Source organism: Caproicibacterium argilliputei, from assembly GCF_029211325.2.
GTDB lineage: Bacteria > Bacillota > Clostridia > Oscillospirales > Acutalibacteraceae > Caproicibacterium > Caproicibacterium argilliputei.
The window spans coordinates 1,395,887-1,418,377 of sequence record NZ_CP135996.1 but is presented as its reverse complement, the minus strand read 5'-3'; the positions used below and the strand labels follow the sequence as shown (position 1 = coordinate 1,418,377).

Below are 22,491 nucleotides of genomic sequence, written 5' to 3'. Positions count from 1 at the left end.
TTACCCTCCGATTCCGTGCCCAGTCGTAATGCGCATCACATCGCTGACTGCAACAATCGCCATAAAACCAAGCAGCAGGGCGAAAAACGCAGATTCCACCATGGCGGCGTACTTCTGATTCAGCGGTTTGCGGCGAACAGCTTCAATCAACAAAAATAAGATTTTACCGCCGTCCAATGCGGGAATCGGCAGCAAATTGACAATGCCCAGGTTGACCGTGATAATCATAATGACGTAAACGATATTTTCTACCGCCGCCCAAAAACTCTGCTGCAAACCCGCGCTGGCGGATTCGCTGATTACCTGCACCAGACCGACAGGACCCGTCATATCATTCAAGCCAAAGCGACCGGTTACCAGCCCTGCAAGGCTTGCCCACACCTGCCGAACAACAGAAATGGTATCCGCACAACTTTTTTGCAGCAGTGACAGCGGTGTTTTGGCAATCGGCTGTACATAAAAATCAAGCTGCGTCGTTTTTTTACCGCCAGAACCTGTGACCGTGTTTAACTTTACGTTTTGAAAGGTTACCAATTTGCCGTTGCGCTTAACTTGAATATTGACAGAGTCTGGGTTCGCCAAAGCCAGAGCAAAGCTCAAATCTTTATCTGTGCGCACCCGGTATCCATTGACCTCCGTAAAGCTGTCCCCTACTTGCAGACCGGCGCTCTGCAAAGCCGAGTGGCTGCTGAACTTGCTGATCATAACCGAGTTAAATGCACTGCTCTGCCCCAGTAAAATTCCCATCAGTATCAAGCCCAGCACGATGTTCATGGCCGCACCCATCACCAGCACAAGAAAGCGCTGCCATTTGGGCTTGTTGCAGAAAGCGCGCGGATCTGTGCAGACGTTTCCGTCTTCGTCCTGACCGTCTTCGCCGGGCATCATACAATAGCCACCAATTGGCAGCAGGCGGAGGGAATACTCCGTTTCCCCTTTCCGAAAATGCGCCAGCCGCGGTCCCATGCCAATTGCAAATTCATCAACGCGAATGCCACAAGCTTTGGCTGTAAAAAAGTGACCGGCTTCATGGATGAGAATCGTCAGGCAGAACAGAAAAATTCCAATGAGAATTAAAAGAATAATTTCGACAGCTCTGATTGTGGTTCACTCCTTTCGATGGGAAAGCACATAGTTGCGGGCCTGTGCATCCGCCTTTAAAATAGTATCCAATGTCAACTCCGTTACATCAGGCTGTGCATGGAGCGCAGCCTGTACTAGTTCTCCAATTTCCAAGAATGAAATCTTCTTTTGCAGGAACAGCTGAACAGCCGCTTCATTTGCACCGTTAACAGCAGCCGGAGCTACACCGCCACGCTGCATGGCATTAAGGCAGGCTGCAAAGCAGGGAAATGTCTGCTGGTCCGGTTCGTAAAAGGTCAGGCGCCCCACTTTGCATAAATCCAGTTCTTCCACTGGCCCCGGCACCCGCTCCGGGTAAGTCAGCGCATACTGAATCGGCAGACGCATATCTGCAGTACCAAGCTGAGCAAGAATCGCGTGGTCTTCAAATTCCACCATGGAATGAATGACGCTTTCCCGGTGAACTACGACCTGAATTTTAGAAAGCGGAACATGGAACAGCCAGCCTGCCTCCATAACTTCCAGCCCTTTGTTCATCAAGGTGGCGGAATCTATGGTAACCTTTGCCCCCATGTTCCAATTCGGATGCTGTAACGCCTGCTCTGGCGTTACAGAGGCAAGCTCTGCGCAGGTTTTCCCAAAAAACGGCCCGCCGGATGCGGTTAAAATCACTTTTTTCAAAGCACGATTCGGCGCTCCCTGCAGGCACTGAAAAACAGCGCTGTGTTCACTGTCGACCGGAATCAAATGCCCTTTGTGCTTTTGCAATGCGTCCATCACCAAAGCACCGCCCGCCACCAGAGTTTCTTTGTTTGCGAGCGCCAGGTCTTTATCCGCTGCAACGGCTGCAAGTGTTGGGCGCAGACCAACCATTCCTACAACCGCATTCAGAACCAAATCGGCCTCGGGGATACACGCCGCGGCTTCCAGTCCCTCTTCCCCTGCCAAAACCTTTGTGGCGGTATCCGCAAGGTTCGCTTTCAGCTGCTGCGCTGCGCGCTCTTCATAAACTACGGCTAACTGCGGATGAAATTCCCGAATCTGCCGTTCCAGAAGCTGAATGTTAGAATGTGCGGTCAGTGCACAAACCTGCAGACCTAAGTTTCGTACCACTTCCAGTGTCTGCGTGCCGATGGACCCGGTGGAACCCAAAAGGGAAATGTTTTTCTTCATGATAACCTTCTTAATCTGTTCATTTACTGTATAAGAAATCATTCATAAACCATTGGCACCATCTTTAACAGCAGGCATACAAAGGGCGCAACAAAAATAACACTGTCAAAGCGGTCCAGAATCCCGCCGTGACCGGGAATCAGCTCACTGAAGTCCTTGATGTGGCAACTGCGCTTGATGATAGAAAAGCTTAAATCTCCTAACATGGAAAGCAGCGCGCCAAAGAAACCGATGGCTCCTAAAATGAAGTAATTGACATGTACCGTACGGTTCCAGTAAATATCTTGAAAAATAACGCCGAACAACAGCATAATGAGTACGTCTACAATCACGCCGCCAATGGCACCTTCCACCGTCTTTTTGGGGCTAATGCTGGGACACAGCTTATGCTTGCCAAACAAACTTCCGAAAATGTATGCACCTGCATCCGCAACCCATGCAGCAAAAATCGCCACGATGACGTGGAACATTCCATGGGTGCCGCCCAACTCTCGCAGCAGAACCAGCGACTGCAGTGCCGTAGGAATCAGCATAGTCATGCTGTAGATGATGGCCACTTCCCGAAAGGTAATGACAGAGTGATAAAGAATCATTGCGCTGAAAAGCACAACGGTATATACAAACAGAACAAACCCCTGCCCGAACAGACCGGATAAAAACGGCAAAACCGCAGCCAGAACCATGCTGGGAACAACCAGCGCAATCTGCCGCGTGAGCTGCAGCGCAGCGGAAATTTCCCAGACGGCCATAACGCTGATGACCGCAATGACAAAATTCAGCGCCAGCGGGAAACGGGCATTGCACAGAACAACTGCAGCCATCAGGATCAAGATGGCAAGCGCGGAAATGAGTCGCTGCTTTATCGAATTCAGTACTTTCACGCTAAATCCCTCCAAATCTGCGGCAGCGGCGCGCAAACTCCAGCAGCGCCCGGTTCAGGTCTTCCGGCGTAAAGTCTGGCCACAAAACATCCATAAATACGAACTCGGCATAAGCAGACTGCCAAAGCAGAAAATTAGACAGGCGCTCTTCTCCGCTTGGACGAATAATTAAATCCACATCCGGCTGTCCGGCTGTGTACAGCTCTCCGGAAAGCACCTTTTCATCAATTTCTGCCGGCTGCAGTGTTCCGGCAGCTACACGCTCCGCGACTTTTTCAGCCGCTTGCACCAGTTCCGCTCTGCCGCCGTAATTCATGGCAATATTCAGTACCATGCCCCTGCGGTTTGCACAAACTTCTTTGGTTTCTGCAATGAGTTCCTGCAGGCTTGCCGGAAATCTGGAAGTGTCTCCGATAAAATTCACCTTGATGTCGTCGCTGCGAAAATCCCGCAGAGACTCCTGCAGATACTGCTTAAACAGAACCATCAGCGCGCCGACTTCCTCCGGCGGCCGCGTCCAGTTTTCAGTTGAAAAAGCGTATACCGTTAAATAACGAATACCGATGGTACTGCAGTACCGGGCAATTTTCTTAAATACGGCGGCGCCGGCAGTATGCCCGGCCGAGCGCGGCAACCCGCGCTTTTTCGCCCAGCGTCCGTTCCCATCCATAATGATGCCCAGATGGTTGGGTAAAAATTCCGGAGATAAAGCAAATTTCTGCGTTGTGTCTTTCATGCAAACCCTCTAATATGATAGTTGCTCCCCTGCCGTTTTTGGAAAGAGAGCAAAATAAAATTCCTGCCGAGCGTGTGAAGCGGGGCAGGTCCCCGCTGCCGGGAATTTTACAATTCCATGATTTCTTTTCTTTTCTCTGTACAGAGGCTGTCTGCTTCTTTGCAGTATTTGTCTGTCAAATCCTGCGTCTGCTTTTCTGCGTTCTTCAGGTCATCCTCTGCGAGTTCACCGTCTTTTTTCATGGCTTTCAGTTTATCCATGGCATCGCGGCGAATGGAGCGAACAGCGACCTTTGCTTCTTCTGCCATTTTGCCAATATCCTTGGCAATGTCCTTGCGGCGGTCTTCTGTCAGTGCGGGAAAAATCATCCGAATGATCTTTCCGTCAGACTGCGGATTGATGCCGATATCAGACGTTTGAATTGCTTTTTCAATCAAACGGCAGACAGACGGATCCCACGGCTGAATCGTCAGCACGCGCGCTTCGGAAACCGCGACTGCCGCCAACTGGTTAATCGGCGTGGGGGCACCGTAGTAATCCACGGTCACTTTATTGAGGACATTCGGATTTGCGCGGCCCGCACGGATTTCGATATATTCCTCATGTAAAACGTTAATGGATTTCTGCATTTTGGTTTCAGCAGCTTTTAATACTTCTTTCATAAACAGGTATCCTCCTTGACAACAGTGCCGATTGACTGACCGCAGATGACGCGTTCAATATTTTCGGGATCTTCCAGACTGAATACGCAAATTGGAATATGGTTATCACGGCACATGGAAGCCGCCGTGCTGTCCATTACCTTCAGATCTTTGCTAAGCACATCCATATAAGACAGGGTATCGAATTTTTTAGCGTTGGCGTTGATTTTGGGGTCTGCGTCATACACACCGTCCACCATGGTAGCTTTCAGAATGATGTCCGCCTCGATTTCAGCAGCGCGCAGAGAGGCGGCCGTGTCCGTGGAAAAGAATGGATTGCCGGTGCCGCATCCGAAAATGACCACGCGCCCCTTTTCCAAATGCCGTACTGCGCGGTTCCGAATATATGGTTCCGCCACTTCCTGCATACTGATTGCGGTCTGTACACGTACCTGCATCCCTAACTGCTCCAGCGCATCCGCAACGCCAAGTGCGTTGATGGCAGTTGCCAGCATCCCCATGTGGTCAGCGCGGGTGCGATCCATCTGCCCATTGGAACGGCCGCGCCAGAAGTTGCCGCCGCCAACAACAATCGCAATCTGCACCCCCATCAGAGAGCAGGTTTTAATTGGTCGGCAAATCTTTAAAACGGTGTCGAAATCAATGCCGTGTCCTTCTTTTCCGGCCAGCGACTCTCCGCTGAGTTTCAATAGAACACGCTTATACTTTGGCTGCATATAAAATACACTCCTAAAATCCAATTCAGAACTCTCTGCAATATGATAGCAGACTTATTTTACAATACTTCAATGAAATTTACAACCCCTGAACCACAGGGGGCAAGCATACGTACACAAAAATTTACAAATAGAGAAGCAGAAAGTTGTGCAGCGGTACTCAGATGTTCTCTTCTCCCCTACCCAGGCGCTTTTGCATCAAAGAACCGTACAAAGCAGCCAGTACCTGCTGAAACAGGGTTCCAATCATAACCGGAAACATGACTTCCGCCGGGAAATAGGCTCCGGCAATGACGGCACCTGCGCTGATGTTGCGCATCCCGCTGTTAAACGCCATGGATACCAAAACATCTCGCGGCTGATGCAACAGCTTTGCCGCACCCCATCCCCACAGATAGCCCGAGGCAGAAATAACCAGAATCAGCAGCGCAACAGCCGTCAGTGTCGGTGTCAAGTGGCGCACAAAGGGTGCGACTTTGCTGGAATTTCCTGAAACGACTAGAATCAGTGCCAGCTTGCCGAAAGGCGCCAGCGCCGGTTTCCATGTTTTATTAGCACGTCCCCGCGTACCCTGATTAACAGCCATACCCAACACCGCCGGTACTGCAATCATCAGCGCCATATCTTTTGTCATGCCCAATGCATCCATTTTTACCGAAGTGCCCAACAGAATCTGCAGGCTGGCCGGAAGCAAAACCGGTGTCAGAATAGTATCAATCAAAATCACGGAAAGAGTCAGTGCACCGTTGCCACGATAAATGTTCACCCACATAAAGCTGACGATGCCGGTCGGCACGACATACTCCAACACAATGCCAGCCACCAGGTTTTTGTCAAATCCGAACAGCATATTCCCAATCAGACAGGCAATGCATGGAATCCAGATGTGCAGCAGAAAAAGGATTATAAGCAGCGGCAGTGGGCGCTTGAAGACCTGCGCAACCTGCTGAAAGTTTGAGCCAAGACTGCCTTGAAACGTCATAAACGCAAAGAGAAACATGACATATGGAAGGAAGCGACCGGTGATTTGCGGGAACAATACGCCCAATACCAGACAGGCAGGTGTAATCAGCGGCATGGCCTTTTCGAGCGAATGGTTTATTCGGTTAAGAAGTTCCAAAATTTCACCTGATTTTTTAAGTACGCGGTTCTCTGCTGTACAGAAAAAAGGACTGCCGCAAGTTTCGCAGCAGCCCTCCTTGGCAGTTCCCGCAATTTTTAATACGTACGAAAGACACGGCCGGATGGGAACTGACCGATATAATCTGCTAAAGTGTAGTTGTCATATCCGGGATCATTGACCAGGAACATGGAAGCATCTAATGCCGTTGGGTTTCCTGCAGAATCCAGCGGCACATTTTTGTAACCCTTGATGATTACCCAATGGGAGGAACGTGAATTTACACCGCCAACGAGCACTGGCTTGTCCGCCTGCAGCTGCTGAAAGACCTTCAAAAGTCTGCTGTCGCTCACGCCGGACATATCATAATAGCCGGATGGAAGATACAAACCGCCGCCGTCGGTAAATTGGCATTGCTTTGCAATGTCATTTGGGGTGACACTGCTGCTGGTGCGATAACTTTCCGACATGGCAATGCTGGTGACCAGACAGCCGATGGTTCCAATTGTTCCGCCGTTTGTCCCGCCGATGTATGTATTGGCCCACGCTGCGTCTTTTTGTTTATAAGCGGGCATCCCACTCAAAGTTTTACTGGCGCCGAGTGTTTCCCCGGAATCGCCGCCGCTGTTTTCCGCAACCAAAAAATCCGAGCTGCAGTAGCCCTTTATGCCTTCACTTGTCTGTATGTATGTCCAATTTCCTTCGGTACCCAGAACCGTCACAGCTTCCCCATTTTCCAGCTGGCCGATCACTGCACTGCCGGAACTGGAGCCTGCACGGAGATTGAGTGCATCTCCGCTGGTTTTTACACGAGCGGTCTGTGGTGTATCCGAAGACGACCCCGTATTCGTCACTTCTGTCGCATGATCCAACTGCACATAATCGCTGCTACAATAGCCGACAAGCCCCGCAGCGGTTTTTACTTGAATCCATCCGCTGGCTGCGTCAGCAAGAACGGTAACAGTTTCCCCATTAGTAAGCTGTCCAATGACACGACCGTTTGTGTTCGGCTGCGCACGCAGATTCAGTGTGTCGTCCACGCACACCGTACCGGTGCGCCCGGCGGATGCCGTACTTCCGGCAGGTGCCGCACTGCCAGTGGATGTCGCGGTAAAAACACGGTAATTCTGCTTGCCAACCGTGACGTAAACACCTGCGGAACCGCTCTTTAAAGCTTTGAACTGAAAATAATAATTGGTTTTGCCATTCGCTGTGCTTTTGCCGGCACTTTTTGTTGAAAAGACAGAACCGTCTGTTGTATAAAATGTCACATAGTCTTTGGCGCTATTGGGCGTGATGCGAAAGGTATAAGAATCGCCGGACTTCAGGCTGACATCCATGGTCGTGTCTGAAGTAAACGGACGGTCTGTAATCTGTACAACAAATAATTTGCTGTCCGTGGCATCTTCTGCGTACACCCCTACTGCTGAGTTAACGCTGCCCTTTGCATAAATCGAATATGTGGCGGCACCGTCGGCAAACGGCTTTCTAGTGGAAACTTCCAACTTCTTTCCGTCTGCGGTGTGAAAATGCAAGGCACTGGCTGACTTTAAGCTGACATCCAGAACCGTGGATTGCTCCATAGAAATTACCTGTGCCGTTTTCTGTAGGGGCAGGGTGATGGTTTTTCCCTGCACCGTGCAGGAAACCCCCGCAGCAGAAGCCGGAAGAACTGCCGAAGCGAAAACCAACGCCGCTGTTACAGCGGCTGCAGCAGCTCTGCAAAGCGAACCGTGCTCTTTCTTCATAAGCCGTACTCCTTTTCTTCATGATTCCGGAAAAAGCAACACAATCTGTTGATTTGCAATGATTACAAAATTGTAAGCTTTGTTATTATAGCATACTCTGCATGAAAAAGCGAGTCTATTTTATAAAAAATGTGCAGAATACAAAGTGGCTATTTTTTGAAACCAGATGTGTATCTGAAAAAATGTTTTTTGCAGGGACTTGCAACACATTTTACTGCCCGTGCATAAACTAAGAATATCTGATAAAAAGGAGTATGCGCTGATGCTGGAATCACTCTTATCGGGAATTTTGTCCGGCCTTCTGTTTTTTATCCTGCATGTAACAGGCTCTGGCTCTTTTCCGCGGGCCCTGACACCGGCTCAGGAAAAGGATTGTCTGCAGCGGCTTGCCAAAGGAGATAAAATTGCCAGAGATACGCTGATTGCCCACAATCTCCGCCTTGTGGCACACATTATCAAAAAGTACGGTACCGGAAATACAGACCAGGAGGATTTAATCTCTATCGGAACTATCGGGCTGATTAAGGCAGTCAATACCTTTGACCAAAGCAAGGGCATCCGCCTGTCCAGCTATGCAGCCAGATGTATTGAAAATGAAATCCTCATGTACTTCCGCAGTACAAAGAAATCTGCCCAGGACGTTTCCATGAACGAGCCCATTGACAGTGACAAAGATGGCAGCGCGCTGACCCTGATGGACGTTTTGGCAACCGACGATAATATCTTTGACAATCTGGACCGCAAAATCAAGTGCGAACAGCTTTATCGGTACATACGGCAGCTTCCGGCTCGTGAGCAGACCATTCTGCGCCTGCGCTATGGTTTGGACGGAAAAGAACCGCAGACACAACGGGAAGTTGCCCAAGTGCTGGGAATCTCCCGCAGCTATGTTTCCCGCATTGAAAAAAAAGCACTGGAAACACTGCACAAGCAGTTTGAGTCTTAAAACAACCCCAGCCGCATTTTGAAAAAGCCAAAGCCTCCTTCATGCGGCGAAAGGGGTTGGCTGCTTTTGCGGACAGGCTTTTCTGCATCTGTCAATTCCTATTTTTAAAAGCCAGCCCTGCCGGCTTGTTTCTGGCACGAAAACAGCGTATACTAATCCTTGGCTGTAAAACAGATGGAAAGAAGGATGAAAGATGAATGCAGCGCAACGCCTTTTAAAGTATATTCGGGTTTACACGACCTCCGACGAAACATCCTCCGCAGTGCCCACTGCAAAGCGGGAGTTTGACCTTGCCAATCAGCTGGCTGAGGAAATGCGTCAGCTTGGTATTGACCACGTGCGGGTAACGGATATGTGCTATGTTTACGGAGAAATTCCGGCAACCGCCGGAAAAGAGCAGGTGCCCACGCTGGGATTGATTGCCCATATGGATACGGCACCGGACTTTAACGGCGAGGGCGTCAATCCGCAGATTATTGAGCAATATGACGGCGGCGACGTTTCTTTGGGCAACAGCGGCCGCGTTCTTTCCCCGCGTGAGTTTCCGCATCTGGAAAAGCTGAAAGGGAAAACTTTGATTACCACAGACGGCGCAACCCTGCTGGGGGCGGACGATAAAGCCGGTATCGCAGAAATTTTGACCGCCTGCGAACGTCTTATACAGGAAAAAAGGCCGCACGGACGCATCTGCATTGGCTTTACCCCCGACGAGGAAGTCGGAAGCGGCGCGGATCATTTTGACATTCAGGGATTTGGTGCTGACTTTGCTTACACGGTTGACGGCGGTGACTCCAGTGAAATCAGCTACGAAAACTTTTACGCTGCCGGAGCGGTCCTGACCATCCATGGCTTTAACGTACATCCGGGCGATGCAAAAAACACCATGCTAAATGCCTCACTGATTGCCATGGAAGCTAATTCTATGCTACCTGCCGCAGAAACGCCCGCGCACACAGACGGCCGTGAGGGATTTTTCCATTTGTGTGAAATGAGTGGCACCGTTGAGCAAGCAAAGCTTTCCTATATTATCCGCGATCACTCCAAAGAACACTTTGAAATCCGCAAAGATATGATGCAAAAGATTGCGGAAATTTTAAATGAAAAGTACGGAGCAGGTACGGTGCAGGCTGAAATAACCGACCAATACGAAAATATGCTCTCTTACATCAAACCGTATCCGCAGTTGGTTGAAAACGCCAGAAAAGCTATGCGCGCGCTGGGTGTGGTTCCCTGTGAGCTGCCGATTCGCGGTGGTACGGACGGTGCCAAACTGAGTGTGAGCGGTCTGCCCTGCCCCAACCTTGGCACCGGCGGTCACGCGTTTCATGGACCGTATGAGCACATTACAGCCGAAGATATGGAACTGAGCACCAAAATCATTCTGGGAATCCTTTCACAATTTGCAGATTCCGCAACGGCATAAACTTTTCTATAAAAAAGAGCACTTCGAATGCGGATTTTCTCCGCATTCGAAGTGCTCTTTTTATTTTAACTTTTTCCGCGGGCACTGACCTGCATCTTATTGACGACATTGTCCCGAAGACGTTCCTGCATATAAAGGTTTGCTTCGTTTTCCACAGTATCGTCCAGCTCCGGAAATGCAAAATCCGAGCCATAACGGCGGGACAAAGCCGTTTTCAGAAGATAATCGCAGACCTGCGGATTTTTGGGAAGCAGCGGGCCGTGCAGATAGGTGCCAATCACATTTTTGTAGTGAACTCCCTCATAACCATCCTGACCGTTGTTTCCATAACCGCCTGCTGAGGTCACTTTTCCAAGCGGCTCACAATCGCCGAGGTATGTCCGCCCGCCGTGGTTTTCATATCCCACAATCGGCATTTCGCAGATAGCACTTTCAATCATGACGTTGCCGATCAGCCGACCTTCCCCACGTTCTGTCTTCAGGTCAATGACACCGACGCCCTCTACCAGCTCGTTTCCAAGCAGATAATTGTGTCCCAGCAACTGATAGCCGCCGCAGACGGCCAGCAGGACACCACCTGCTTCCACATAATCACGAAGCTGCTGTTTCGCTGCCAGCAGCTCCCCGCAAACAATTTTCTGTTCACGGTCTGTTCCGCCGCCGACAAAGATGATGTCTGTATGCGTAAAATCCACTTTGTCACCGCAATGGACAGGATTCACCTGTACCGAAATGTCACGCCATTCACAGCGCTTCTGCATACAGATGATATTACCGCCATCGCCGTACAGGTTCAGCAGTTCCGGAAAGAGATGCGCAATGCACAGTTCCATTTTGTAATCACTCCTGTCCGCTCAAGGCACGCAGTTCCCGCTGCGCAGGGAACAATGCGGAATAATTGGTCAGCACATAAAGTTTGTGCGCCTGCGGCTGCGCGCCAGCAAGCGACGCAGCCTGTGCAACGTTCTGCACAAGCTGCGCGGAAATACCAGCGTACTTCAGCCGCACCTGCAGGTCGTTCATACGCCGACCACCGGCATACACCACCAAATCCTGCTCCTCTGCCAGCCGTTCAAAGTCCACATCCCACAGCCAAGAAATGTCATTGCCGTCGTTGTCATTGTCATTGATGATAAAATAGACAGCTTTCGGGCCGCGGTCCTGCAGAAGCAGCGCCATGTTCTGGTTAAAGCCTGTCGGATTCTTCGCTAGATTCAGCACAACTGTCTGCCCCTGTACTTGAAACTCCTGCAGGCGGCCATTCTGCGGGTGATACTGGTCAATGGTCTTCTGTATGGTTCCCACGCTGCACCCAACCGTTAGCGCCGCCGCAAAAGCCGCAAGCAGGTTGTACACCATATAAACGCCGCGGTAACGGGTTTCGATGCGGTCGCTTCCCACGTTGAACGAAATGCCGTTTTCAAAGGTGATTGCTGTCGCCGCAAAAGCGAGCGGTGCCCGGCCAAACCCACATTTCGGGCAGTGAAAGTCCCCCAACTGGCCGTATTGGTGATAGGCGTATTCCAGCAGCGCACCGCACTGTAAGCAAAACCGTCCCCCTGTCACGCGGTCTTGCGGAAGGTGCAGGTCTTCCCCAATTCCAAAAGGAATCGTTCGCTTTACATGCGAAGCAATGGAGGTACAGAACGGATCATCGGCATTGTAGATTAGCACTGTCTCCGGTGACTGTTCCAACGCGGTGACAATGGCTTGCATCACTGTATCAATTTCGCCGCAGCGATCAAGCTGATCTCGGAAAATATTCAGCAGCACCATATACTTCGGCTTGAGAAATGGCAGCACTTTCGGAGTGGAAAGTTCGTCCACCTCCAGCACACCCCAGTCTGCTTCCTTTCCCGGCAGCAGTGCCGTGACAACTCCGGAATTCATGTTGGCCCCTGCACGGTTGCAAAGTACCGTGCAGCCGCTGTTCTGAATCATTTGGCAGAGAAGATTATTGGTTGTGGTTTTTCCATTGGTTCCGCAGACGACAATCGAGCCTTGCTTGAGTTTCTGCGCCAGTGCCGCAATCAGCATCGGATCAATTTTTAAAGCAATTCGGCCGGGCATCGCGCTGGCACCTGCGTGCAGCAAGTGCTTTTCCACCCAGCAGACTGTGCGGGCAACCCAGACGGCAAATGAACTTTTGAACCGCATGATTTCATCCTTTCAGCCGGCTGCGCCGACATTTTTTGCAAAGTTTCAGCCAGAAAAGCCGCCTCCTTTTGCGGTGTCAGCCCTTGGCAGGCCATGGCAGCTGCTCTTGTTTTTCTGCTTCCGTGTACGTTACAGGCCAGACGGGCTTTGTGCCGCCATGCGACGCATACCAGCAGTCCGGATACAAAGTTTTGCCGGAAGCTGAAATGGCTGCGGCGTTGACCGTGCTTGTTTCACCGGTACGAACCCGACGTGCCGCCAAAACCGTACGGAAGTCCGGAAATTCATAGGAGCACGTCGAAAGCAGAAGAAGCTGGTCAGTTCCTTGCACATTGACCGGAAAACGATAAACCGAACGAATGGCAAGTGCATAGGCAAACTGCAGAACCTCCTGCCCACTTTTCGGAGAAACAGAAGCATATGGAAAAACATTGCCCTGGGAAGCCTGCGTGTTGGTTTTCAGATAGGCAAAAATTTTGTAAGCCTGCAGGCCGCTGCCCGTGTCAAAATATACCACAGGATTTTGCCGCAGCTGCGAGAGAGTTAAATTTGCAAGGCTGTGAAACATTTGTCCATCTTTCATATTATGCCCATAGAGAAGCAGGCTTCTGTCCACTGCTGGTTTGGCGCCTGCTGGCAGAAAAATACTGCCGTGATTGGAGGCTTCTTTCAAATAATTATGGTGCAGATAAAAACCGGAAGATCCGGCAGCTTCTCGAACAACCGGATAGTTGATAACCGTACCCGGGTACCGCACCCAGCCAACGATGTCCGCATTTTTTGCGCGCAGACTTTCTAAGGTATTCGTTCCTTTTTGTACCGCAGAAGAACCGGAGGAAGAAAGTGCCGAATCGGACTGCCTGCTGTAAATCTGCTGCGCTTCCCGTATGACTGATGTATTCTGGCGAGGATAGAGCCAAAGCTGCTGTACCAAGTACACAGCAGCACACACTGCCACCGCAGAAAAAAGCAAAATCAAAACATTCAATATCCCATGGCGATGCTTCCAGCACCGGCTCCGTTTCTGCAACCTGTTCCCTCCAATCAAAAACAGCAGAAGATGCTTACGCATCCGCTGCTGTTCGCATTCAGTAGGATTATAGCAGTTTTTCGTTCATTTGTAAACCTCAATCTAAGCACCAGGAAACTGCCAGTGCCTGTGCGCCAATGTGGATACTGAGCACAGGCCCCAGTTCTCTGTGCAGAATTTCAACTTCCGGGAACTGCCGCTGCAGCATACGCATCAGACTGCTTTCAATCGGTGCATTTCCAAAGCCCTGCACCATAAGTCGTTTGGCATTTTTAGGGACCAAAGCTGAAAGCATACGTACCCGCTCGCCGCGGCCGCGTGCCAAATTTTTGCTGACGATGCTTCCCCCCTCCAGACAGAATACCGGACGGCGGTTCAGGATGGTGTTGACCGACTGGTTAATAAAGCCCAGCCTGCGGCTGCGCCGGAGTGCACCCATGTTTTCAACGGAAAACGCCACTTTCGCAATATTGTCAAAGGACTTGCAGTGGTCCGCCAGTTCATTCAGCGGACAGCCGGAATCCGCCAGTTCTCGTGCCATACGAATCTGGAAATACAGCGCGCCTGCTGTCGCATGAGAATCTACAACCGCAATCTTTGCACTGCCAATTTCCCGTGCCGCGGTCACTGCACTGCTCCAGGCACCGCTGAGCCTGGAGGATATGACGATACACAGCACCTCATATCCCTGCGTCAGCAGTTGGCGAAAAGCGGTTGCAAAGGCCGCCGCCGTACTTTGTCCGGTAGAAGCGCTGGTCCCTGCTGCCAGAAGCCGGCGCGTATAGTTTTCGTTTTTGTCCGTATAGTTTTCCAAATACGCAATTCCGTTGGTCATATAGCTGTGCGGAACCACGCAGATGCCGTACTGCTCGGCTTCTTTTTGCGTGATGGGGGCCGTGCTGTCGGTTACGATGGCAATCATTCTCCGTACACCCCCATTTTTCGAAAGCGCTGGTACCGCGCTTCGCAGAGCTCCTGAACGGAAAGCTTTTTCAGCGCCGCAAATTTTTTGTCCAATTCAACCGGCAGCGTGTGCCAAAGTGCTTCCAAGTCACTTTCCGGCAGAATGCGCTCAATAAGTCCAAGCTGCAAAAGATCCTCCGGGCGCATATGCAGGCTGTCGCTGGCCTCCCGCACTTTACTGGAATCCTTCCAAAGGATGCTGGCGCAACCCTCCGGGCTGATAACGGAGTACACGGCATTTTCCAGCATCCAAACTTCGTTGGCAACGGCAAGTCCCAGTGCGCCGCCACTGCCGCCCTCCCCGATAAACACGGAAAGAATTGGCACCTGCAGTGTCATCATTTCTGAAAGATTTTCCGCAATCGCCTGCCCCTGCCCGCGTTCCTCCGCGCCGGTTCCGCAAAAGGCACCGGATGTGTCTACAAAGCACAAAACCGGTCGACCGAACTTTTCTGCTAGTTTCATCTGGCGCAGTGCTTTCCGGTACCCCTCCGGATGTGCACTGCCAAAGTTGCGAACCGTCCGTTCCCGCATGGTGTGTCCTTTTTCCTGTGCGACAACCGTGACGGGTTTGCCGCACAAACGGCCGACTCCCGCAACAATTGCCGGATCATCTGCAAAGCGGCGGTCACCGTGCATTTCAAAAAAATCTGTAATGGTATGGTGAATAAAATCCAGCCCGGTGGGTCTGCCGGATTTTCGCGCAAGCTGCAATTTTTTGTAAGCTTCCATCTTCCGTCAGTCCTCCTGTTCGTGCAGTTTCAGCAGCTGTGACAGCACCGCTCGCATCTCGGTGCGCGGTACAACACCATCGAGGAATCCTTTTTCCAGCAGGAACTCTGCACTTTGAAATCCTTTCGGCAGTTTCTGACGCATGGTCTGCTCAATAACACGCGGACCAGCAAAAGCAATCAATGCACCCGGCTCCGAAAGCAAAATATCACCTTCCATGGCAAAACTGGCGGTTACACCGCCGGTGGTCGGATTGGTCAGCACAGTAATATAAAGCAGCCCAGCATCACTGTGCCGTTTGACTGCGCCGCTGGTCTTTGCCATCTGCATGAGGGAAACCGTTCCTTCCTGCATTCGTGCACCGCCTGAAAGTGTAAAACCAATAACCGGCAAACGCCGTTCTGTGGCGCGTTCAAACACACGCGTAACTTTTTCCCCCACAACGCTGCCCATGCTTCCCATCATAAAACGGCTGTCCATCGCAAACAGTGCGCAAGGCGATTGTTCGATTTTACCGCAGCCGGATACCACTGCTTCATTTTCGCGGCTGTTAAGACGACTGCTTTTTAGCTTTACAGCATATCCAGGAAAATGCAAAAAATCTTTACTGTATAATGCTGTGTCCCATTCTGTAAAGGAATCTTCATCACACAGAGAAAGTAGTCTGCTTCTGGCAGGAATTTTAAAATGATACCCACACTCCGCACAGACATGGCTGTTTTTCTTGACATCATCCGAAAAAATCATTTTCCCACAGCCCGGGCACTTGACACAGAGTTGATCCGGAACCTGCGGCTGCTCCACAAAGTCACCGCTTGCAGCGACGTCAATATTTTCCAAAGCATTGCGGCTCGGTTTAAAATTTGCTCTTCTCAGCACGGTGATCCCCTCTTTTCCATGAAATCAGTATGGTAGCTTCCATCCAGAAAGCTGGGATCGGACAGGATATCCATCTGCAGCTCTGCAGTGTGATTCACCCCTTCAATCACGAGTTCTGCCAGTGCCGCCTGCATCTTGCGAATGGCTTCCCCACGCGTTGGCGCGTACACAATCAGCTTGCCAAGCAGGGAATCATAAAATGGCGGTACCGAATACTCCTGATAAAGCGCTGTGTCAAAGCGCACCCATGGCCCGCCCGGTATGTGCAAAAGACTGATTTTTCCGCAACTCGGCGTAAAACCGTTTTCCGGGTCTTCTGCATTGATTCGGCACTCGATGGCGTGTCCGGAAAGTTGGATGTCTTCCTGTTGAAAAGGCAGTGCGGTACCCGCCGCCGCCCGAATCTGCCACTTGACCAAATCTAATCCGGTAACCATTTCCGTAACCGGATGCTCCACCTGCAGCCGCGTATTCATTTCCATAAAGTAAAAATGCAGATCCGTATCCACTAGAAATTCAATGGTGCCCAAGCTGCGGTAATGAACTGCCTGTGCCGCCCGCCGTGCCGCTTCGACCATTTCGGCACGCAGTTCCGGTGTTACGCAGACAGCAGGGCTTTCTTCCAGCAGCTTTTGATGCTTGCGCTGCACAGAGCATTCCCGCTCGCCCAGACAAATCACATGGTCATAATTATCGCACAAAATCTGCATTTCAATGTGCTTAACCGGATCCAGATATTTTTCAAGGTAACAGGCACCGTCACCAAAGGCACTGGCGGCCTCCTGAGAGGATGCCTGAAAGGCGGGAAGCAGTTCGTCCTCGTTTTGCACCAGGCGGATTCCACGCCCGCCACCGCCTGCGCGTGCCTTAACTAACAGCGGAAAGCCGATTTCTTTTGCGGCAGTGAGCGCTGCAGCTTCATCCAGCGCCAAATCGCTGCCGGGCACTACCGGAACTCCCGCCGCACGCATGGTGCGTTTGGCTTCGTCTTTATCGCCCAGTTTAGAAATCAGCTGTGCATCCGGGCCAATAAAATGGATATGGCACTCCTCACAAAGATGGGCAAATCTGGCGTTTTCACTCAGCAGACCGTAACCGGGATGAATCGCCTGCGCTCCGCTTTTGACAGCAGCGGAAAGAATTGCCGGCATATTTAAGTAACTGTCCTGCACACGCGCCGGACCGATGCAAACACTTTCATCCGCAAGGCTGACGTGCAGCGCATCTCTGTCCGCTTCACTGAAAACGGCCACGGTTGCAATGCCCATTTCCTTGCAGGCGCGTATGATCCGCACTGCGATTTCGCCGCGGTTTGCAATCAGGATTTTAGAAAACAAAATGGTTCCACCTCTTTTGGGGGATATTCAGCCAACCACCGCAAAGCTGAGTTCACCCACAACCGCGGTTTTTCCGTCGACACTCCCCTTGCATTTTGTAAAGTAAAAGTCTTTAAAGACACGGGAAATCTGACAGGTGATCTGCAGAATATCACCCGGTTTGACCGGGTGATGGAACTTAACCCGGTCGATTCCGGTAAAGTACGGTGTTTTCCCTTTGAGTTTGTCTGCAATCATCACACAGCAGGCCTGCCCCATCATTTCACACAGAATAACACCTGGAACAGTTGGGTTCCCAGGAAAATGCCCTTTTAAAAACCACTCATCGCCGCGCACTGTGTAGCGTCCTTCTGCGGAGCCGTCCGGAAGCAGGTCGGCCTCATCAATCAGCAACATCGGCTCTCTGTGCGGGAGAATCTTTTTTAAATCTTCTCTGTTCAAATGCATTTGTCTCCTTTATGAATAGCTGGCAAGTAATTTGCTTGACGAGTCAGTTTTCTCTTGCGCTTTGGAAAGGAAAACTCCTTGTCAGTAAATTTTGAAAAGGCACTGCCCATATTCAATTAACTGCCCATCTTCTATGCAGATGTCCACAACTTCTCCGTCCTGCGGCGATGGAAATTCATTCATGAGTTTCATGGCTTCAATGACACAGAGAACTTGCCCTTTTTTGACCTTATCACCAACCTGCACAAACGGCTCCGTTCCCGGTGACGGAGCAATATAAACTGTGCCGACCATCGGGGATTTCACTTCTGTAATAGCATTAAAGTCAACCACACCGTTTTTCTCCGCAACCGCAGGAACAGCCGGCGCAACTTCCGGCAGTGTAGAAAGCGCCGGAACCATCTGAACGGAAGCCTGCACTTCTTTTTTCAAACAAATGCGCTGCCCCTCTTCTTCCACTTCCAAAGAGGTCAATCCCTTTTCCTCCATAAGCTGTGCTAATTCTTTCACCGCCTGCAGATCCATGCTTTTTATGCCTCCTCTGCTTTTCCGAAAACAATGCAACCGTTATGACCGCCAAAGCCCATATTTGTGGAAACAGCAGTCCGAACATCCATGTGTACGGCCTTTCCCGACGTATAATTCAAATCACACGCAGGATCCGCTTCCGTAAGACCAATGGTTGGCGGCACGCTGCCGGTTTCCAGTGCCTTCAAGCAAACGATCGCTTCTACCGCACCGGTTGCGCCCAGTAAATGTCCCATCATACTTTTGGTACTGCTGATTTTAATTTCTCGTGCGGTTTCCTCACCGAACGCTTGCTTAAAGGCAAGAGTTTCTGTTTTGTCGTTCAATACGGTGCTGGTTCCATGTGCGTTCACATAGGTGTGCCGATCAATTTTTGCACCGGCCTCCTGTACTGCCAGACGGATGCAGTGCGTAATTCCGTCTGCGTCCGGTGACGGTGCCGTGATATGATAGGCGTCGCTGGTATTGGCATAACCCAGTACTTCCCCGTAGATTTTCGCACCGCGGGCCTTGGCGTGCTCGTATTCTTCCAGAATCACAACGCCGGCGCCCTCGCCCAGCACAAAACCGTCTCGGTTCTTATCAAACGGACGGCAGGCTGTCTGTGGATCTGGGTTTGTGCTAAGCGCCTTGCAGCTGGAAAAGCCGGAAACAGTCAGCACATTGACCGCAGCTTCACTTCCGCCGGCAATGACGGCATCCGCGTATCCGTCGCGAATACAATGAAACGCTTCTCCAATGGTATGCGTGCTGGTAGTGCAGGCTGTCACGATCGGCACGCACGGTCCCTTCGCCTGAAAGCGAATGGAAATGATGCCGGCCGCCATATTGACAATCATACTCGGAATCATATAGGGAGAAACGTGCTTATTTTGCAGCAGTTTTTCGTAGTTTTCCAAGGTAGTAGAAATTCCACCAATGCCGCTGCCCATATAGACGCCCAGGCGCTCTGGCGCGATTCTGCCTCGAATGCCGCTGTCCTGCACCGCCTGCTCTGAAGCAGCAACTGCATACTGCGTAAACAAATCATTTTTCCGGAGTTCACTTTTTTCAAAATACTGCAGAGGATCAAAATTTTTCACTTCTCCGGCAAGATGAACCCGCAGATTGGAAGAATCGAACCGCGTGATGGTGCCAATTCCGTTTTTGCCCTGCAGCAGGTTTGTCCACGTATCTTTAACTGTATTGCCGACGGGGGTAACGGCCCCCATCCCGGTAACAACTACTCTGTGCATCCTATTTCTTCCTTTCTTTACATACCCAATCCGCCGTCAACACGCAAAACCACGCCGGTAATATAAGCGGCATCCTCTCCTGCGAGAAACGCAACAGCCTTTGCCACGTCTTCCGGCAAGCCGGGTCTGCCCATCGGAATCGTTGCAACTGCCGCATCACGTGCTTTTTCTGGCATCGCGTTGGTCATATCCGACTGTATAAAGCCGGGAGCGACCGCATTACAGGTAACACCGCGCCCTGCCAGTTCCTTTGCAACGCTTTTGGTAAAACCGATAATGCCCGCTTTTGCAGCCGCATAGCCAGCCTGCCCCGCGTTGCCGTGCAAGCCGACAATCGAAGAAACATTGATGATGCGTCCGGCACGCTTTTTCATAAAGTGCCGATACAGCGCCTGCGTCATATGAAAAGCGCCTTTTAGGCTGACACCCAGCACCCGATCCCAGTCGGCCTCCTTGGCAGAAAGCAGCAAGCTGTCCCGCGTAACGCCAGCATTGTTTACCAGAACGTCCACGCTGCCGAAGTCTTCCAAAATGCGCTGCGCCGTTGTTTTGACTGCGGTCAAATCTGCGACATCGCATTGATAGGCCTGCGCCTTTGCGCCGATTGTTTTCAGCTGCCGCACGGTTTCTGCGGCAGACTCTGCATTTCCCGCAAAGACGACAGCAACATTCATTCCTCTGGAGGCAAGTTCCAGTGCCGTTGCCCGGCCGATGCCGCGGCTGCCGCCGGTGACCAGCGCTGTTTTCTTTTCCATACCCATTTTACTTTCCTTTCTGCAGTGCATGGTATTCTTGACTGTCGGGCTGTTCAGCAGGTAAAATCTGCATTTCTTTATTGTATCAGGAATTTAACATATCTGCAACCGTCTGTACATCCTCATCCGTTTCCACGCGCAGGATTTTCGCCTGCGGCGCAATACGCTTTACCAAACCGGAGAGCGTTTTTCCGGGGCCGACTTCAATGAATGTGTCAAACCCGTCTGCTGCCATCTGTTCAATGGATTGCTGCCAGCGTACCGGATTTTCCATTTGACGTGCAAGCAGTTCCGGCACAGCTCCTGCATAGGGCTTCGCAGTGGCATTCGCATACACCGGAATCTTCGGCAGCATGGTTTCGGCTTTTTGCAGCAGCGCCTCAAAGGGCAGTGCTGCTTCATGCATTAGCGGCGAGTGAAAGCCGCCGCCGACTGCTAAGGGCTTTGCCCGACCACCGGCGGCAGAAACAGCTTTGCAGAAAGGTACGGTTTCCTCCCGCAGACCAGCGACAACCAACTGCCCCGGACAGTTGTAATTTACCGGATATAAATGCGGAAAATCGGCGCAAATTTGCTCAACTTGCTCATTGGAAAGTTTTAAGACAGCGACCATAGCGCCCGGGTGTTCCTCATTTGCCTTTTGCATCAGGCGTCCGCGCTCTGTGACCAAAGAAAAGCCGACGGCATCGCTCGCGAAAGCGCCTGCAAATGTCAGCGCGGCAACCTCACCGAGAGAAAAGCCCGCGGCGCCTTCGGCACGAACGCCGGCTTCTTCCAAAGCACGGGCCGCAGCGAGATCTACGCAAAAAACACAGGGCTGTGTGTTAGCTGTCTGCAGAAGCTCCTCTTTGGTGCCCGCAAAGCATTGGCGCAGCGTGCCAACACGCTGCGTTTCCGCCGTATCAAAAACGCGTTTGGCAGCAGCACTGCTTTCATACAGAGCCTTTCCCATTCCTGCATACTGCGCGCCTTGACCGGCAAACAGAAAAGCTATTTTACCCATTGCGGCGCTCCTTTCAGCAAATCTTCCGCCTGTATGCAGACCTCGCGGATGATTTCAGCAGCAGGCTGCTCCTTTTTAACCAATCCGGCAATCTGTCCGGCCAGAAAGCAGCCGTTGATTTCGTCCCCTTCAAGTGCAGCGCGACGCAAAGCACCGACACCGCGCTTTTCCAGTTCCTCCACTGTCATTCCTGGTTCCATTTCCGCCTTTGCAAAATCCCGGCTGAAGCGGTTTTTCAGGCTGCGGGTTGCATCGCCCTGACGCCGACCGGTAACAATGGTATCAATATCCTTGGCTTTTAAAACACGTTTCTTATAGTTTTCATGTACATTACACTCTTTTGCAACCAAGAAGCGGGTTCCCATCTGCACGCCGCAGGCGCCCAATAGAACAGCTGCCGCCATACCGCGTCCATCTGCAATGCCGCCAGCCGCGATAACGGGAATAGAAACTGCATCGCTGACCTGTGGAATCAATGCCATCGTGGTAGATTCGCCAATGTGCCCACCACTTTCACAGCCTTCTGCGACAACCGCGGCGGCGCCGCTGCGCTCCATCATGCGAGCAAGGCCAACACTCGCCACAACTGGAATCACCTTGATGCCCGCTTCCCGCCACATAGGCATATATTTTCCCGGATTGCCTGCGCCGGTGGTCAGCACTTGGACACCTTCCTCCACCACTACTTTGGCGACTTCATCCGCAAAAGGGCTCATCAGCATGATATTCACACCAAAAGGTTTGTCCGTCTGGGATTTTGCTTTCCGTATCTGCTCACGCAGCCAGTCTCCGTTCGCATTCATGGCGGAAATGATGCCAAGCCCCCCGCCGTTGCTGACCGCTGCGGCGAGATCTGCATCGGCAATCCATGCCATGCCGCCCTGAAAAACCGGGTATTCTATCCCGAGCAGCTCACAAATTGGAGAATGCAGCATGA

General features: G+C 51.4%; 23 protein-coding genes. 2 read left to right on the top strand and 21 right to left on the bottom strand.

The features are described from left to right. The 8 genes from PXC00_RS06880 to PXC00_RS06845 all read right to left on the bottom strand — a co-directional run bounded on the left by PXC00_RS06880 (position 1) and on the right by PXC00_RS06845 (position 8,119). A complete protein-coding gene (locus PXC00_RS06880) occupies positions 1-1,056 on the bottom strand; it encodes a M50 family metallopeptidase (protein WP_316935208.1) in 1,056 nt (351 codons plus the stop codon). A gap of 51 nt (positions 1,057-1,107) precedes the next feature. Next, positions 1,108-2,256: a 1-deoxy-D-xylulose-5-phosphate reductoisomerase gene (locus PXC00_RS06875; RefSeq protein WP_275846332.1), complete on the bottom strand. Its 1,149-nt coding sequence runs from the start codon at positions 2,254-2,256 to the stop codon at positions 1,108-1,110. Positions 2,257-2,294: 38 nt separating this feature from the next. Next, on the bottom strand, positions 2,295-3,137 hold the full coding sequence (locus PXC00_RS06870) for a phosphatidate cytidylyltransferase (RefSeq protein WP_275846334.1): 843 nt from the start codon (positions 3,135-3,137) through the stop codon (positions 2,295-2,297). 1 nt (position 3,138) lies between these two features. After that, positions 3,139-3,873 (bottom strand): isoprenyl transferase, encoded by a 735-nt coding sequence (locus PXC00_RS06865; RefSeq protein ID WP_275846336.1) that lies wholly within the window; start codon positions 3,871-3,873, stop codon positions 3,139-3,141. Positions 3,874-3,980: 107 nt separating this feature from the next. After that, positions 3,981-4,535, bottom strand: a complete 555-nt coding sequence (gene frr, locus PXC00_RS06860) for a ribosome recycling factor (protein WP_275846338.1) — start codon at positions 4,533-4,535, stop codon at positions 3,981-3,983. Then, positions 4,532-5,251: a UMP kinase gene (gene pyrH, locus PXC00_RS06855; RefSeq protein ID WP_275846341.1), complete on the bottom strand. Its 720-nt coding sequence runs from the start codon at positions 5,249-5,251 to the stop codon at positions 4,532-4,534. Before pyrH ends, frr begins: the two co-directional genes overlap by 4 nt. 160 nt (positions 5,252-5,411) lie before the next feature. After that, positions 5,412-6,371, bottom strand: a complete 960-nt coding sequence (locus PXC00_RS06850; protein WP_275846343.1) for a bile acid:sodium symporter family protein — start codon at positions 6,369-6,371, stop codon at positions 5,412-5,414. A 98-nt stretch (positions 6,372-6,469) separates the two neighbouring features. Next, the gene (locus PXC00_RS06845; protein WP_275846344.1) at positions 6,470-8,119 is read right to left on the bottom strand and encodes an SH3 domain-containing protein; all 1,650 of its coding nucleotides are present in this window, start codon (positions 8,117-8,119) and stop codon (positions 6,470-6,472) included. 262 nt (positions 8,120-8,381) lie between these two features. Here PXC00_RS06845 and sigK point away from each other — a divergent pair, with 262 nt between their 5' ends. Further along, positions 8,382-9,065, top strand: coding sequence for an RNA polymerase sporulation sigma factor SigK (gene sigK / locus PXC00_RS06840; RefSeq protein ID WP_275846345.1), 684 nt, complete (start codon positions 8,382-8,384; stop codon positions 9,063-9,065). Positions 9,066-9,258: 193 nt separating this feature from the next. Next, positions 9,259-10,488, top strand: coding sequence for a peptidase T (pepT, locus tag PXC00_RS06835; RefSeq protein ID WP_275846347.1), 1,230 nt, complete (start codon positions 9,259-9,261; stop codon positions 10,486-10,488). Positions 10,489-10,553: 65 nt separating this feature from the next. Here pepT and PXC00_RS06830 read toward each other — a convergent pair whose 3' ends face one another. From PXC00_RS06830 to fabK, 13 genes are all read right to left on the bottom strand, one after another. Further along, positions 10,554-11,321 carry a type 1 glutamine amidotransferase gene (locus PXC00_RS06830; RefSeq protein ID WP_275846349.1) on the bottom strand — a complete coding sequence of 256 codons (768 nt, stop codon included), beginning with the start codon at positions 11,319-11,321 and terminating at the stop codon, positions 10,554-10,556. A gap of 7 nt (positions 11,322-11,328) precedes the next feature. After that, on the bottom strand, positions 11,329-12,645 hold the full coding sequence (locus PXC00_RS06825) for a MurT ligase domain-containing protein (RefSeq protein WP_275846351.1): 1,317 nt from the start codon (positions 12,643-12,645) through the stop codon (positions 11,329-11,331). Positions 12,646-12,721: 76 nt separating this feature from the next. Beyond that, on the bottom strand, positions 12,722-13,675 hold the full coding sequence (locus PXC00_RS06820; RefSeq protein WP_316935188.1) for a class B sortase: 954 nt from the start codon (positions 13,673-13,675) through the stop codon (positions 12,722-12,724). Between the two features lie 97 nt (positions 13,676-13,772). Next, on the bottom strand, positions 13,773-14,597 hold the full coding sequence (locus tag PXC00_RS06815; protein WP_275846355.1) for a DegV family protein: 825 nt from the start codon (positions 14,595-14,597) through the stop codon (positions 13,773-13,775). Further along, a complete protein-coding gene (gene accA / locus PXC00_RS06810) occupies positions 14,594-15,370 on the bottom strand; it encodes an acetyl-CoA carboxylase carboxyl transferase subunit alpha (RefSeq protein ID WP_275846357.1) in 777 nt (258 codons plus the stop codon). The genes PXC00_RS06815 and accA overlap by 4 nt, the downstream gene beginning before the upstream one ends. A gap of 6 nt (positions 15,371-15,376) precedes the next feature. Then, the gene (gene accD / locus PXC00_RS06805) at positions 15,377-16,249 is read right to left on the bottom strand and encodes an acetyl-CoA carboxylase, carboxyltransferase subunit beta (protein ID WP_316935187.1); all 873 of its coding nucleotides are present in this window, start codon (positions 16,247-16,249) and stop codon (positions 15,377-15,379) included. Beyond that, entirely contained in the window at positions 16,243-17,586 is a 1,344-nt protein-coding gene (gene accC / locus PXC00_RS06800; protein ID WP_275846359.1) for an acetyl-CoA carboxylase biotin carboxylase subunit, read from the bottom strand. Before accC ends, accD begins: the two co-directional genes overlap by 7 nt. 27 nt (positions 17,587-17,613) lie before the next feature. Further along, positions 17,614-18,027, bottom strand: a complete 414-nt coding sequence (locus PXC00_RS06795) for a 3-hydroxyacyl-ACP dehydratase FabZ family protein (protein WP_275846361.1) — start codon at positions 18,025-18,027, stop codon at positions 17,614-17,616. An 87-nt stretch (positions 18,028-18,114) separates the two neighbouring features. Continuing rightward, complete coding sequence (accB, locus tag PXC00_RS06790) at positions 18,115-18,558, bottom strand: acetyl-CoA carboxylase biotin carboxyl carrier protein (protein WP_275846363.1); 444 nt, start codon at positions 18,556-18,558, stop codon at positions 18,115-18,117. A gap of 5 nt (positions 18,559-18,563) precedes the next feature. Continuing rightward, positions 18,564-19,796, bottom strand: coding sequence for a beta-ketoacyl-ACP synthase II (fabF, locus tag PXC00_RS06785; protein WP_275846365.1), 1,233 nt, complete (start codon positions 19,794-19,796; stop codon positions 18,564-18,566). A 17-nt stretch (positions 19,797-19,813) separates the two neighbouring features. After that, positions 19,814-20,557 carry a 3-oxoacyl-[acyl-carrier-protein] reductase gene (fabG, locus tag PXC00_RS06780; RefSeq protein WP_275846367.1) on the bottom strand — a complete coding sequence of 248 codons (744 nt, stop codon included), beginning with the start codon at positions 20,555-20,557 and terminating at the stop codon, positions 19,814-19,816. Positions 20,558-20,636: 79 nt separating this feature from the next. Next, the gene (locus PXC00_RS06775) at positions 20,637-21,554 is read right to left on the bottom strand and encodes an ACP S-malonyltransferase (protein ID WP_275846369.1); all 918 of its coding nucleotides are present in this window, start codon (positions 21,552-21,554) and stop codon (positions 20,637-20,639) included. Beyond that, positions 21,542-22,489, bottom strand: a complete 948-nt coding sequence (fabK, locus tag PXC00_RS06770; RefSeq protein ID WP_275846371.1) for an enoyl-[acyl-carrier-protein] reductase FabK — start codon at positions 22,487-22,489, stop codon at positions 21,542-21,544. The genes PXC00_RS06775 and fabK overlap by 13 nt, the downstream gene beginning before the upstream one ends. Between the last annotated feature and the right edge of the window lie 2 nt (positions 22,490-22,491).